At 65.5% G+C, this 12762-nt stretch carries 12 protein-coding genes; 10 read left to right on the top strand and 2 right to left on the bottom strand.

The genetic code is table 11. The features are described from left to right. Position 1: 1 nt before the first annotated feature. Positions 2-1384 (bottom strand): glutamine synthetase family protein, encoded by a 1383-nt coding sequence (locus tag AC25M7_RS03300; protein WP_028689948.1) that lies wholly within the window; start codon positions 1382-1384, stop codon positions 2-4. A gap of 208 nt (positions 1385-1592) precedes the next feature. Between AC25M7_RS03300 and AC25M7_RS03295 the strand changes: the two genes are divergently transcribed. The 5 genes from AC25M7_RS03295 to AC25M7_RS03275 all read left to right on the top strand — a co-directional run bounded on the left by AC25M7_RS03295 (position 1593) and on the right by AC25M7_RS03275 (position 6326). After that, positions 1593-2468, top strand: coding sequence for a LysR family transcriptional regulator (locus AC25M7_RS03295; RefSeq protein ID WP_028689949.1), 876 nt, complete (start codon positions 1593-1595; stop codon positions 2466-2468). Positions 2469-2705: 237 nt separating this feature from the next. Next, positions 2706-2969, top strand: coding sequence for a DNA-directed RNA polymerase subunit omega (gene rpoZ, locus AC25M7_RS03290; protein WP_008091595.1), 264 nt, complete (start codon positions 2706-2708; stop codon positions 2967-2969). Positions 2970-3028: 59 nt separating this feature from the next. Next, complete coding sequence (gene spoT / locus AC25M7_RS03285) at positions 3029-5137, top strand: bifunctional GTP diphosphokinase/guanosine-3',5'-bis pyrophosphate 3'-pyrophosphohydrolase (protein WP_028689950.1); 2109 nt, start codon at positions 3029-3031, stop codon at positions 5135-5137. Between the two features lie 23 nt (positions 5138-5160). Beyond that, a complete protein-coding gene (locus tag AC25M7_RS03280) occupies positions 5161-5541 on the top strand; it encodes a RidA family protein (RefSeq protein WP_028689951.1) in 381 nt (126 codons plus the stop codon). A gap of 59 nt (positions 5542-5600) precedes the next feature. Further along, positions 5601-6326 (top strand): hypothetical protein, encoded by a 726-nt coding sequence (locus AC25M7_RS03275; protein ID WP_028689952.1) that lies wholly within the window; start codon positions 5601-5603, stop codon positions 6324-6326. A 73-nt stretch (positions 6327-6399) separates the two neighbouring features. On the opposite strand, the gene AC25M7_RS03270 is transcribed toward AC25M7_RS03275, so the two are convergent. Continuing rightward, positions 6400-7257 (bottom strand): SDR family oxidoreductase, encoded by an 858-nt coding sequence (locus tag AC25M7_RS03270; protein ID WP_028689953.1) that lies wholly within the window; start codon positions 7255-7257, stop codon positions 6400-6402. Between the two features lie 192 nt (positions 7258-7449). Here AC25M7_RS03270 and exbB point away from each other — a divergent pair, with 192 nt between their 5' ends. From exbB to recG, 5 genes are all read left to right on the top strand, one after another. Then, positions 7450-8424 (top strand): tonB-system energizer ExbB, encoded by a 975-nt coding sequence (gene exbB / locus AC25M7_RS03265; protein WP_236180613.1) that lies wholly within the window; start codon positions 7450-7452, stop codon positions 8422-8424. A 3-nt stretch (positions 8425-8427) separates the two neighbouring features. Then, complete coding sequence (gene exbD / locus AC25M7_RS03260) at positions 8428-8856, top strand: TonB system transport protein ExbD (protein ID WP_023632733.1); 429 nt, start codon at positions 8428-8430, stop codon at positions 8854-8856. Next, positions 8853-9587, top strand: coding sequence for an energy transducer TonB (locus AC25M7_RS03255; RefSeq protein WP_028689955.1), 735 nt, complete (start codon positions 8853-8855; stop codon positions 9585-9587). Before exbD ends, AC25M7_RS03255 begins: the two co-directional genes overlap by 4 nt. A 94-nt stretch (positions 9588-9681) precedes the next feature. Beyond that, positions 9682-10608, top strand: coding sequence for a hydrogen peroxide-inducible genes activator (locus tag AC25M7_RS03250; protein ID WP_028689956.1), 927 nt, complete (start codon positions 9682-9684; stop codon positions 10606-10608). 4 nt (positions 10609-10612) lie between these two features. Then, positions 10613-12691 (top strand): ATP-dependent DNA helicase RecG, encoded by a 2079-nt coding sequence (gene recG / locus AC25M7_RS03245; RefSeq protein ID WP_028689957.1) that lies wholly within the window; start codon positions 10613-10615, stop codon positions 12689-12691. Positions 12692-12762: the final 71 nt, after the last annotated feature.

Below are 12762 nucleotides of genomic sequence, written 5' to 3'. Positions count from 1 at the left end.
CTTACACCGTGTGCAGGTACCAGTTGTACTCGAGGTCGGAGATCGACACTTCGAACTCGGCCAGCTCGCTCTCCTTGCAGGCCACGAAGATGTCGATGTAGTCCGGGCTGATGTATTGGTTGAGGACTTCGCTGTCATCCAGCGCGCGCAGGGCGTCGCGCAGGTTGTTCGGCAGGCTCTGTTCCAGCTGTTCGTACGAGTTGCCTTCGATCGGCGCGTTCGGCTCGACCTTGTTGGTCAGGCCATGGTGGATGCCGGCGAGGATCGCCGCGAGCATCAGGTACGGGTTGGCGTCGGCACCGGCCACGCGGTGCTCGATGCGCACGTTCTCACTGCTGTCGGTCGGCACGCGGACCGCGACGGTGCGGTTGTCCAGGCCCCAGCTCGGCGCATTGGGCACGTAGAACTGGGCGCCGAAGCGGCGGTAGGAGTTGATGTTCGGGCACAGGAACGCCATCGATGCCGGCATGGTCTCCAGCACGCCGCCGATGGCGTGGCGCAGGGTCTCGCTCTGCAGCGGGTCGTCATTGGTAAAGATGTTCTTGCCGGTCTTCTTGTCCAGCAGCGAGATGTGCACGTGCAGACCGTTGCCTGCCTGGCCCGGATAGGGCTTGGCCATGAAGGTGGAGTCCATCTCATGGTCGTAGGCGACGTTCTTGATCAGGCGCTTGAGCAGGATCGCATAATCGCAGGCCTTCAGCGGGTCGGCGACGTGGTGCAGGTTGACCTCGAACTGCGCGGGGGCGCTTTCCTTGACGATGGCGTCGGCGGGCAGGCCCTGCTCCTTGGCGGCTTCGAGCATGTCCTGCAGGCAGTCGGCATATTCGTCGAGGTCGTCGATCAGGTACACCTGGGTCGACTGCGGGCGCTTGCCCGAAATCGGCGAGCGCGGCGGCTGCGGACGGCCGTTGAGGTTGTCCTGGTCGATCAGGTAGAACTCCAGCTCGAACGCGGCGCAGATATCCAGGCCCAGGTCGTCGAACCGGCTCACCACCTGGCGCAGCACCTCGCGCGGATCGGCGAAGAACGGCGCGCCATCCAGCTCATGCATGGTCATCAGCAACTGCGCGGTCGGACGCTTCTGCCATGGCTCGTCGCAGAGCGTGCCCGGAATCGGGAAACAGATACGGTCGGCGTCGCCGATGTCCAGGCCAAGACCGGTGCTTTCGACGGTTGAACCGTTGATATCCAGGGCGAAGAGCGAGGCCGGCAGGTTGATGCCTTTCTCGTACACCTTGTGCAGGCTGGCGCGTTCGATGCGCTTGCCGCGCACCACCCCGTTCATGTCGGAGATCAGCAGGTCGACGTACTGGGTATCCGGATGGGCATCCAGGAACTCATTCATCTCGCGGGAAGAACTGGCGCACGGGGAGACCGACGTCATGGCTGTACATCCTTTGATTCGGAGCGGCGATGTGGGGAACTGCGGATGACGCCTCGAAAGGCGACGATGGTGCTGCTGTTGTTCTTTTCACTGGCCCATCGTGGGGGGCTGGTTGCCGACCGGCTGCATTGATTCCCGGGGGCCGTTTCACTATAAAATGGCCCCAACGCAACAGACATTGGCATTTCGGCAAGCAGAGCGTGCATCGATGCAATATCAGATCAACCATGCGGACCTCGCCCTGGTCCTGGCGCTGGAGCGCGGCCGGTCCCTGGCCAAGGCCGCCGAACTGCTCAAGGTCGACGTTTCCACGGTCTTCCGTTCGATCCGCCGGCTGGAATCGGCACTGGGCACTGCGCTGTTCGTCAAGAGCCGCAAGGGCTACCTGCCCACCGACACCGCCCAGGCCCTGGCCGAGCAGGCCGAGCGCGCCGAACAGGCGCTGGACGCGGCGCGCATCGCGCTGACCAGCGGCGAGCAGGTGGTCAGCGGCACCGTGCGCCTGACCTGCACCGAGGCGGTGCTGCACAGCCTGCTGCTGCCGGCGCTGGCCGAGTTCATGCCCAACTACCCGGCGCTGTCGCTGGAAATGGGCACCTCCAACACCTTTGCCAACCTCAGCCGCCGCGATGCCGACATCGCCCTGCGCCTGACCAACACGCCGCCGGAACACCTCGTGGGCCGCTGCCTGGGCTCGACCTCCTACGTGGTCTGCGGCCTGCCGGTGCTACGCGAGCGCCTGCAGGAATCGGCCGCCAGCGTGCCATGGATCGCCCCCGACGACTCCATGCAGGACCACGCCACGGTGGTCTGGCGCAACCAACATCACCCGGGGCTGATTCCGCGCTACCAGTGCAGCGGCATGTCGACCATCGCCCAACTGGTGACCACCGGCCTGGGCGTGGCGGCACTGCCCGACTACATGGTCCACGACTTGCCCGGCGTCGAGGCGCTGAGCGGCCCGCTGCCCGGCTGCGACACCCAGCTGTGGCTGCTGACCCGCCCCGATTGCCGTGCCCTGCGCTCGGTACAGACGCTGTTCGAGGAGCTGACCCCGCGCCTGCGCGACGCAATGTTGCGTTAACGCGTCAGGGGCGGTTGTTTTCGGGTAACAGGAACCGTTATCGTCCGTCCCAGCTTGGTGTGAACTGCTTCGCGGACAAGCCCGCTCCCACAGGGCCCGCGAAAACGACTCAAACAGCACCGGAGGAAGGGCACCCGACAAAACAGCCCTTCCCTATTGGCTGGTGATTTTTTAAACTATCTAGTCCGCCTGCCCATTCTGGGCGCACGCCTACCGCATTTGCTACTGAGGAAGACCATGGCCCGCGTAACTGTTGAAGACTGCCTGGAACACGTGGATAACCGCTTTGAGCTGGTCATGCTCTCGACCAAGCGCGCCCGCCAGCTGGCTACCGGCGGCAAAGAGCCACGCGTTGCGTGGGAAAACGACAAGCCGACCGTCGTCGCCCTGCGTGAAATCGCCGAAGGCATCGTCACGCCAGAGTTCATCGCCGCCGAAGAGATCGTCACCGAGGATCCGGTATTCGCCGCGTTCGAGGACGAGAACAACGAGGCCGTCTGATTGATGCCCAGTCGACACCGTGCGGCGCAAGGCCCTCTTCTTCAGCAAGAGGTGAAACCATGCCGGGTATAGAAGCCCTCGCCGAACGGCTGTCGACTTACCTGGGCCCCGAACAGGTCAACCTGGTTCGCCGGGCCTACTTCTACGCCGAGCAGGCCCACGATGGCCAGCGTCGCCGCAGCGGCGAGCCCTACGTGACCCATCCGCTGGCGGTTGCCAGCATCCTCGCCGACATGCACATGGACCATCAGAGCCTGATGGCGGCCATGCTGCACGACGTGATCGAAGACACCGGCATTGCCAAGGAAGCCTTGAGCCAGCAATTCGGCGAGACCGTCGCCGAGCTGGTCGATGGGGTCAGCAAACTGACCCAGATGAACTTCGAGACCAAGGCCGAGGCGCAGGCCGAGAACTTCCAGAAGATGGCCATGGCCATGGCCCGCGACATCCGCGTGATCCTGGTCAAGCTGGCCGACCGCCTGCACAACATGCGCACCCTGGAAGTGCTGTCCGGCGAAAAACGCCGACGCATCGCCAAGGAAACCCTCGAGATCTACGCCCCCATCGCCAACCGCCTGGGGATGCACACTGTGCGCGTCGAGTTCGAGGACCTCGGTTTCAAGGCCATGCACCCGATGCGTTCGTCGCTGATCCACCGGGCGGTCAAGAGCGCGCGGGGCAACCGCAAGGAAATCGTCGCCAAGATCGAGACCTCGCTGGCCAACTGCCTGGCCGCCGATGGCATTCAAGGCGAAGTCAGCGGCCGGCAGAAACACCTCTATGGCATCTACAAGAAGATGCGCGGCAAGCGTCGCGCCTTCACCGAGATCATGGACGTGTACGCCTTCCGCATCATCGTCGACAAGGTCGACACCTGCTACCGCGTGCTCGGCGCTGTGCACAACCTGTACAAGCCACTGCCGGGCCGGTTCAAGGACTACATCGCGATCCCCAAGGCCAACGGCTACCAGTCGTTGCACACCACGCTGTTCGGCATGCACGGCGTGCCCATCGAGATCCAGATCCGCACCCGCGAAATGGAAGAGATGGCCAACAACGGCATTGCCGCGCACTGGCTGTACAAGTCCAACGAGGAAGAGCAGCCCAAGGGCAGCCACGCCCGCGCCCGCCAGTGGGTCAAGGGCATCCTCGAGCTGCAGCAGCGCGCCGGCAACTCGCTGGAGTTCATCGAGAGCGTGAAGATCGACCTGTTCCCGGACGAGGTCTACGTCTTCACCCCCAAAGGCCGGATCATGGAGCTGCCCAAGGGCTCCACCGCCGTCGACTTCGCCTACGCGGTGCACACCGACGTCGGCAACAGCTGCATCGCCTGCCGCATCAACCGCCGCCTGGCGCCGCTGTCCGAGCCGCTGCAGAGCGGCTCCACCGTCGAGATCGTCAGCGCGCCGGGCGCCCGGCCGAACCCGGCCTGGCTCAACTTCGTGGTCACCGGCAAGGCGCGCACGCACATTCGTCATGCCCTCAAGCAACAGCGCCGCTCCGAGTCCATCAGCCTCGGCGAGCGCCTGCTGAACAAGGTGCTGACCGGCTTCGACAGCAGCCTGGAGAAGATCCCCCAGGAGCGCATCCAGTCGATCCTCGCCGAGTACCGCCTGGAACTGCTCGAGGACCTGCTCGAGGACATCGGCCTGGGCAACCGCATGGCCTACGTGGTCGCCCGCCGCCTGCTGTCCGCCGAAGGCGAGCAACTGCCGGCGCCGGAAGGCCCGCTGGCGATCCGCGGTACCGAGGGCCTGGTGCTCAGCTACGCCAAGTGCTGCACCCCGATCCCGGGCGACCCTATCGTCGGCCACCTGTCGGCCGGCAAAGGCATGGTCGTGCACCTGGAAGACTGCCGCAACATCAGTGAAGTCCGCCACAACCCGGAGAAGTGCCTGCAGCTCTCTTGGGCCAAGGACATCACCGGCGAGTTCAACGTCGAGCTGCGCGTCGAGCTGGAACACCAGCGCGGCCTGATCGCGCTGCTGGCCAGCAGCGTCAACGCCGCCGACGGCAACATCGAGAAAATCAGCATGGACGAACGCGACGGCCGTATCAGCGTGGTCCAACTGGTGGTCAGCGTGCACGACCGTGTGCACCTGGCCCGCGTGATCAAGAAGCTGCGCACCTTGACCGGCGTGGTCCGCATCACCCGGATGCGTGCGTAGTCCGCCAACCGCAAGGAGTCATCATGAGCAAGACCGTCATCACCAGCGACAAGGCCCCTGCCGCCATCGGCACCTACTCTCAAGCGATCAAGGCTGGCAACACTGTGTACATGTCGGGCCAGATCCCGCTCGATCCGAAGACCATGGAACTGGTCGAAGGCTTCGAAGCCCAGACCGTCCAGGTGTTCGAGAACCTGAAGTCGGTGGCCGAAGCCGCTGGCGGTTCGTTCAAGGACATCGTCAAGCTGAACATCTTCCTCACCGACCTGAGCCACTTCGCCAAGGTCAACGAAATCATGGGCCGTTACTTCGAACAGCCCTACCCGGCCCGCGCCGCCATCGGCGTCGCCGCGCTGCCGAAGGGTGCCCAGGTCGAGATGGACGCCATCCTGGTCCTCGAGTGATGCTCCCGGTGACGGGCATCAAGCCCGTCACCACCCTCTCCTGCCCCAAGGTTTCCCCCATGCGCCACGCATTGCCTATCGCGCTGGCAGCCCTGCTCCTGGGCGGCTGCGCCAGCCATAAACCCGAAGACTTCAACGGCACCTGGATCAACCAGGCCGCCATCGACGCCGCCCGCAAAGGCACCAGCCTGCGCCAGGCTCTCGACGCCCAGGGCCCGGTGTTCGAGTGGAAGATCGACGTCAAGAACCAGCAGGCCAGCTTCAGCAATGGCTTCGAGGCTGCCGACGGGCGCCTGAGCGCCAACGAGAAAGACTGGCAGGTCAGCTTCGAAGGTGGCCTGGTCGAACAGCTCAAGCTCGACGGCGACGAGTTGCTGGCGATCGACCCGTCCGGTCACCAGCAAACCTTCGTGCGCAGCGAAGGCCCACAGAACACGCCGCTGGGTGGCAGCTTCGAGAAGGCGCTGTACCAGCAATACCTGGGCGGCGACTGGAAGATCGTCGAAGGACAGGGCAAGGGCGCAGTGGTGCGCTTCAGCGACACCGGCAACGTTACCGGCCTGCCTGGCCCTGACCGCTTCGCCCTTTGCCTGGCGGGCGACTGCGCGACCATGGGCGATGGCAACGACAGCCTATGGCTGGAGCGCGACCAGCGTGGCGCGCCATGGATCTTCAAGCGCGACGGCGACACCCTGGAAATCTTCCAGGCGGTAAACCGCGCCCAACCGGATGAAATGCCGCAACTGGCCGCCGGTGCGCGGCAGTGGGTGCTGGAAAAGGATTAGCCAACATCGCGGGGCAAGCCCGCTCCCACGATATGCGTGGGAGCGGGCTTGCCCCGCGATAGGGCCGGTAGTCTCAACCACGCCCTTGCAGAATGGCGGCATACCCCTCTTTGTAACTCGGATACATCGGCACCCACCCCAACGCCCGCGCCCGCGCATTGCTGCAGCGCTTGCTGCCGGTGCGCCGCACCCGCTGCTCATCCGACCACTGGGTAACGCCCAGGTATTCACGCAGCCAGGCCACCACCTCGGCCAGCGGCGCCGGATCGTCATCCACGCCGATATAGCAGTCATCCAGCGCAACACCCCGGGCATCGGCCCGCAGCAGGTGCGCCATCAGGCCGGCGGCATCCTCGGCATGAATGCGATTGCCGTACAACGGTGGCTCCTCGGCCACGCGATACCCCTGGCGCACCTGACTCAGCAACCACTCGCGCCCCGGACCATAGATGCCGGTCAGGCGCACGATCGTCGCGGGAATGCCGCTGTCCAGCGCCAGCCGCTCAGCCTCGAGCATCACCTTGCCGGAATAGCCCTCGGGCTGCGTGGCTGCCGCTTCGGCAATCCATTCACCGTCCTGCTGCGCATACACGCTGCTGCTGGACACGAACACCAGGCGTCGTGGCCGCTGCCCTTTCGCCGCCAGCCATCCCAGCACATGGCGCAAACCTTCGACATAGGCCGCCTGGTAGCCGGCTTCATCGTGCTGGCTGGCCGCCACGCAATACACCAGGTAATCAGGTCCCTGCTCGGGCCAAGCGCTCGGTATCTGCGGCTCGGCCAGATCGGCGGCGATCGGCCGAACCCCTTCGGGCAACTGATCGACCGAACGGCGCAAGCCGCTGACCTGCCAGCCTTGAGCAAGCAGTTGGCGGGCCAGGCGGCTGCCCACATCACCGCAACCCACGATCAAAGCTGAAACGTCTGACATACCAAACCTCCTAATGCGAAAGGCACAGGCTATCGGGTTAGCGCGATAAACGGCTATACCAAGGTCAAAAAAAGCAACATTATTACTTTTGTTAACAAGAATTACTTGCAATAATGGCGACCCTGTCTGTTCTCGGCCTGCTTCGAGGCCTTGAAGAACTCAACCCATTTCTCTTCATCAGGTCCGGCCAGCATGACACGTACTCAACCTTCCGCTTCGCCAACCCCGTCGCGCGCTTGGCGCGCCATTGCCGCGCTGATGTTCAGCCTGGTACTGGCCCCGGCAGCCATGGCCGAAGAGCCTGTCGCCGCCACCCCGGCACCCGCCGCTGCCGCCGCCCCAGCCACGCCTGCCGCAGAAGGCCAGGCCCCGGTTGCCGCACCAGCCGACGCGACTGCGCCGGTGGAAGGCCAGGCCCCGGCCAACGAGAACGTGCAGGCGATGGTCGAAGACACCTCGCTGGGCATGGCCCACGACCTGTCCCCATGGGGCATGTACAAGAACGCCGACGTGGTGGTGAAGGCCGTGATGATCGGCCTGGCCATCGCCTCGATCATCACCTGGACCATCTGGATCGCCAAGGGCTTCGAGCTGATGGGCGCCAAGCGCCGCCTGCGTGGCGAGATCGCCGCCCTGAAGCGCTCGGTGAGCCTGAAAGAGGCCAGCGAGGTGTCGAACAAGGAAGGCACCCTGGCCCACATCCTGGTGCATGACGCCCTCGAAGAAATGCGCCTGTCGGCCAATGCCCGCGAGAAGGAAGGCATCAAGGAACGCGTCAGTTTCCGCCTGGAGCGCCTGGTAGCCGCCAGTGGCCGGACCATGAGCAGCGGCACCGGCGTACTGGCTACCATCGGTTCCACCGCACCGTTCGTCGGTCTGTTCGGCACCGTTTGGGGCATCATGAACAGCTTCATCGGCATCGCCAAGACCCAGACCACCAACCTCGCCGTGGTCGCCCCAGGTATCGCCGAAGCCCTGCTGGCCACCGCCCTGGGTCTGGTCGCCGCGATCCCGGCCGTGGTCATCTACAACGTCTTCGCCCGCTCCATCGCCGGCTACAAGGCACAGGTGTCCGACGCCTCCGCCCAGGTCCTGCTGCTGGTCAGCCGCGACCTGGACCACCAGGGCAGCGAGCGCGCCGCCCCGCACATGGTGAAAGTGGGGTAAGCCATGGGCCTGCATCTCAACGAAGGTGGCGACGACCTCGCCGAGAACCACGAAATCAACGTCACGCCGTTCATCGACGTAATGCTGGTGCTGCTGATCATCTTCATGGTCGCGGCCCCCCTGGCCACGGTCGACATCAAGGTCGACCTGCCCGCCTCGACCGCGAAGCCCGCGCCGAGGCCCGAGAAGCCGGTGTTCGTCAGCGTCAAGGCCGACAAGAAGCTCTACCTCGGCGACGACGAGGTGGCCCAGCGCGACCAGCTTGGCGCCATGCTCGACGCCAAGACCAAGGGCGACAAGGAAACCACCATCTTCTTCCAGGCTGACAAGGGCGTCGATTACGGCGACCTGATGGAAGTGATGAACACCATGCGTGCCGCCGGCTACCTCAAGGTCGGCCTGGTCGGACTCGAGACGGCAGCCAAGAAATGACGAAAACGCGCTCAAACATGGCGCGCTACGGTGGCAGCCTGGCGATCGTGCTGGGCGTGCACGCGGTCGCCGTGCTGCTGACGCTCAACTGGTCGGTGCCCCAGGCCCTCGAGTTGCCGCCGGCAGCGATGATGGTCGAGCTGGCACCGCTGCCCGAGCCCGCGCCACCGCCGCCACCCAAGGCCGCCCCGAAGCCGCCGACGCCGGTCGAGGAACCGCCGCTGCCGAAGCTGGCAGAGGCGCCGAAGCCGAAGATCGCCATCCCCAAGCCGCCCAAGCCCAAGGCCAAGCCACAGCCGCCCAAGCCCGAGAAGAAGCTTGAGCCGCCGAAGGACGAGCCGCCAGCCAAGGACGACGTCGCGGACACGCCGCCGAGCAACACGCCACCGCAGAAGTCGGCGGCGCCGCAGCCGAGCATCGCGTCCAACAGCAATGCCCTGCCGAGCTGGCAGAGCGATCTGCTGCGCCACCTGGCCAAGTACAAGAAGTACCCCGAGGACGCTCGCCGTCGCGGACTGCAGGGCATAAACCGCCTGCGCTTCGTCGTCGACGCCGAAGGCAAGGTGGTCTCGTACGCGCTGGCCGGCGGTTCCGGCAGTGCGGCGCTTGACCGGGCCACGCTGGAGATGATCCGCCGTGCCGGCACGGTGCCAAAGCCTCCGGCGGAGTTGCTGAACAATGGCACGATCGAAGTCGTTGCGCCGTTCGTCTATTCGCTGGACCGACGCTGACGTTTTTGTTTCTGTCACAAAACGGCAAGTCTGATAACGTGCGTCTATCGATTGCAGCCGCTATGCTGGGGCCGCAACTTCATGGACGCACGTTATGACCCTCACCGAACTTCGCTACATCGTCACCCTCGCGCAAGAGCAGCACTTCGGCCACGCGGCCGAGCGTTGCCACGTCAGCCAACCGACCCTGTCGGTGGGCGTGAAGAAGCTTGAGGACGAACTCGGCGTGCTGATCTTCGAGCGCAGCAAGAGCGCGGTGCGCCTCACGCCGGTCGGCGAGAGCATCGTCGCCCAGGCGCAGAAGGTGCTGGAGCAGGCCCAGGGCATCCGCGAGCTGGCCCAGGCCGGCAAGAACCAGCTGACCGCGCCGCTCAAGGTCGGCGCCATCTACACCGTCGGCCCCTATCTGTTCCCGCACCTGATCCCGCAGTTGCACCGCGTGGCGCCGCAGATGCCGTTGTACATCGAAGAGAACTTCACCCACGTGCTGCGTGAAAAGCTGCGCAACGGCGAACTGGACGCGGTGATCATCGCCCTGCCGTTCAACGAGGCCGACGTGCTGACCTTGCCGCTGTACGACGAGCCGTTCTGCGCCTTGATGCCGGCCGACCACCCGTGGACCGCCAAGGACACCATCGACACCGCCATGCTCAACGACAAGAGCCTGCTGCTGCTCGGCGAGGGCCACTGCTTCCGCGACCAGGTGCTCGAGGCCTGCCCGACGCTGAACAAGGGCGGCGAGGGCTCCAAGCACACCACGGTCGAGTCCAGCTCGCTGGAAACCATCCGCCACATGGTCGCATCGGGCCTGGGCGTGTCGATCCTGCCGCTGTCGGCGGTGCACAGCCATCATTACGCGCCGGGCGTCATCGAAGTCCGCCCGCTGACCGCGCCCGCACCGTTCCGCACCGTGGCCATCGCCTGGCGCGCCAGCTTCCCGCGGCCGAAGGCCATCGAGATCCTCGCCGACTCGATCCGCCTCTGCTCGGTGGCCAAGCCGCCGGTGGAACAACCGGCCTGAACCCATGACCGAGCTGTCGAACGTCCCGGTCACCACGCTCAAGGGCGTAGGCGATGCCATGGCGGAAAAACTCGCCAAGGTCGGCCTGGAGAACCTGCAGGACCTGCTGTTCCACCTGCCGCTGCGCTACCAGGACCGCACCCGCGTGGTGCCCATCGGCCAACTGCGTCCGGGCCAGGACGCGGTGATCGAGGGCGTGGTCAGCGGGGCCGACGTGACCATGGGCAAGCGCCGCAGCCTGGTGGTGCGCCTAGGCGACGGCAGCGGCACGCTGAGCCTGCGCTTCTACCATTTCAGCAATGCGCAGAAGGAGGGCCTCAAGCGTGGCACCCACCTGCGCTGCTATGGTGAAGCCCGCCCCGGCGCCTCGGGGCTGGAGATCTACCACCCGGAATACCGGGCGCTGAACGGCGACGAAGCACCGCCGCCGGTCGAACAGACGCTGACACCGATCTACCCGACCACCGAAGGCCTGACCCAGCAGCGCCTGCGCCTGCTCTGCCAGCAGAGTCTTGGCCTGCTCGGCCCACGCAGCCTGCCCGACTGGCTGCCCGACGAGCTGGCCCGCGACTATCAGCTGGCGCCGCTGAGCGACGCGATCCGCTACCTGCACAACCCGCCGGCCGACGCCGATCTCGACGAACTCGCCGAAGGCCATCACTGGGCCCAGCACCGCCTGGCCTTCGAAGAACTGCTGACCCACCAGCTGTCGCAACAGCGCCTGCGCGAAAGCCAGCGAGCCCTGCGCGCGCCGGTACTGCCCAAGGCTACGCGCCTGCCGGCACAGTACCTGGCCAATCTCGGCTTCAGCCCGACCGGCGCCCAGCAGCGGGTCGGCAACGAAATTGCCTACGATCTCAGCCAGCACGAGCCAATGATGCGCCTGGTGCAAGGCGACGTGGGCGCCGGCAAGACCGTGGTCGCCGCGCTGGCCGCCCTGCAGGCTCTGGAAGCGGGTTACCAGGTCGCCCTGATGGCGCCCACCGAGATCCTCGCCGAACAGCACTACCTCACCTTCAAGCGCTGGCTCGAACCGCTGGGCATCGAGGTGGCATGGCTGGCCGGCAAGCTCAAGGGCAAGGCCCGCGCCAGCGCCCTGGAGCAGATCGCCAATGGTGCGCCCATGGTGGTCGGCACCCACGCACTGTTCCAGGAGGAGGTGCAGTTCAAGCACCTGGCCCTGGCGATCATCGACGAACAGCACCGGTTCGGCGTGCAGCAGCGCCTGGCCCTGCGCAAAAAGGGCGTCATGGGCCAGCTGTGCCCGCACCAGCTGATCATGACCGCCACGCCAATCCCGCGCACCCTGGCGATGAGCGCCTATGCCGACCTGGACACCTCGATCCTCGACGAGCTGCCGCCCGGGCGCACCCCGGTGAACACCGTGCTGGTCGCCGACAGCCGTCGCTTCGAGGTGGTCGAGCGGGTCCGCGCCGCCTGCGCCGAAGGCCGCCAGGCCTATTGGGTATGCACCCTGATCGAAGAGTCCGAGGAACTCACCTGCCAGGCCGCCGAAAGCACCTTCGAGGAACTGGGCAGCGCCCTGGGCGAGCTGCGCGTGGGCCTGATCCACGGACGCATGAAGCCCGCAGAAAAGGCCGCGGTGATGGCCGAGTTCAAGGCCGGCGACCTGCAACTGCTGGTGGCCACCACGGTGATCGAGGTCGGCGTCGACGTGCCCAATGCCAGCCTTATGATCATCGAGAACCCCGAGCGCCTGGGCCTGGCCCAGTTGCACCAGTTGCGCGGCCGGGTCGGTCGGGGCAGCGCGGTGAGCCACTGCGTGCTGCTCTACCACCCGCCGCTGTCGCAGATCGGCCGTGAGCGCCTGGGCATCATGCGGGAAACCAACGACGGATTCGTCATAGCAGAGAAGGACCTGGAGTTGCGCGGCCCGGGCGAGATGCTCGGGACCCGCCAGACCGGCCTGCTACAGTTCAAGGTCGCCGACCTGATGCGCGACGCCGACCTGCTGCCAGCCGTGCGCGACGCCGCCCAGGCCCTGCTGGCACGCTGGCCCGACCACGTCAGCCCGTTGCTCGACCGCTGGCTGCGCCACGGTCAACAATATGGCCAGGTGTGACGTCCGTCCCATAATGGATCCAGCTTGGCGGCCAGGCTGGTTATACTTCGCGTTTAAAGAATGATTGGATA

Source organism: Pseudomonas sp. P106(2024) (assembly GCF_057480815.1).
Note: the sequence above shows the minus strand (reverse complement) of the source record. Positions and strands in the feature narration are given on the sequence as shown.

Bases quoted from the DNA above. Each gene is read 5' to 3' on its own strand.
- AC25M7_RS03280 (WP_028689951.1), top strand. From the start codon at position 5,161: ATGAGCAAGACCGTCATCACCAGCGACAAGGCCCCTGCCGCCATCGGC.
- AC25M7_RS03270 (WP_028689953.1), bottom strand. From the start codon at position 7,257: ATGTCAGACGTTTCAGCTTTGATCGTGGGTTGCGGTGATGTGGGCAGC.
- AC25M7_RS03275 (WP_028689952.1), top strand. From the start codon at position 5,601: ATGCGCCACGCATTGCCTATCGCGCTGGCAGCCCTGCTCCTGGGCGGC.
- AC25M7_RS03255 (WP_028689955.1), top strand. From the start codon at position 8,853: ATGACGAAAACGCGCTCAAACATGGCGCGCTACGGTGGCAGCCTGGCG.
- rpoZ (WP_008091595.1), top strand. From the start codon at position 2,706: ATGGCCCGCGTAACTGTTGAAGACTGCCTGGAACACGTGGATAACCGC.
- exbB (WP_236180613.1), top strand. From the start codon at position 7,450: ATGACACGTACTCAACCTTCCGCTTCGCCAACCCCGTCGCGCGCTTGG.
- recG (WP_028689957.1), top strand. From the start codon at position 10,613: ATGACCGAGCTGTCGAACGTCCCGGTCACCACGCTCAAGGGCGTAGGC.
- spoT (WP_028689950.1), top strand. From the start codon at position 3,029: ATGCCGGGTATAGAAGCCCTCGCCGAACGGCTGTCGACTTACCTGGGC.
- AC25M7_RS03295 (WP_028689949.1), top strand. From the start codon at position 1,593: ATGCAATATCAGATCAACCATGCGGACCTCGCCCTGGTCCTGGCGCTG.
- AC25M7_RS03300 (WP_028689948.1), bottom strand. From the start codon at position 1,384: ATGACGTCGGTCTCCCCGTGCGCCAGTTCTTCCCGCGAGATGAATGAG.
- exbD (WP_023632733.1), top strand. From the start codon at position 8,428: ATGGGCCTGCATCTCAACGAAGGTGGCGACGACCTCGCCGAGAACCAC.
- AC25M7_RS03250 (WP_028689956.1), top strand. From the start codon at position 9,682: ATGACCCTCACCGAACTTCGCTACATCGTCACCCTCGCGCAAGAGCAG.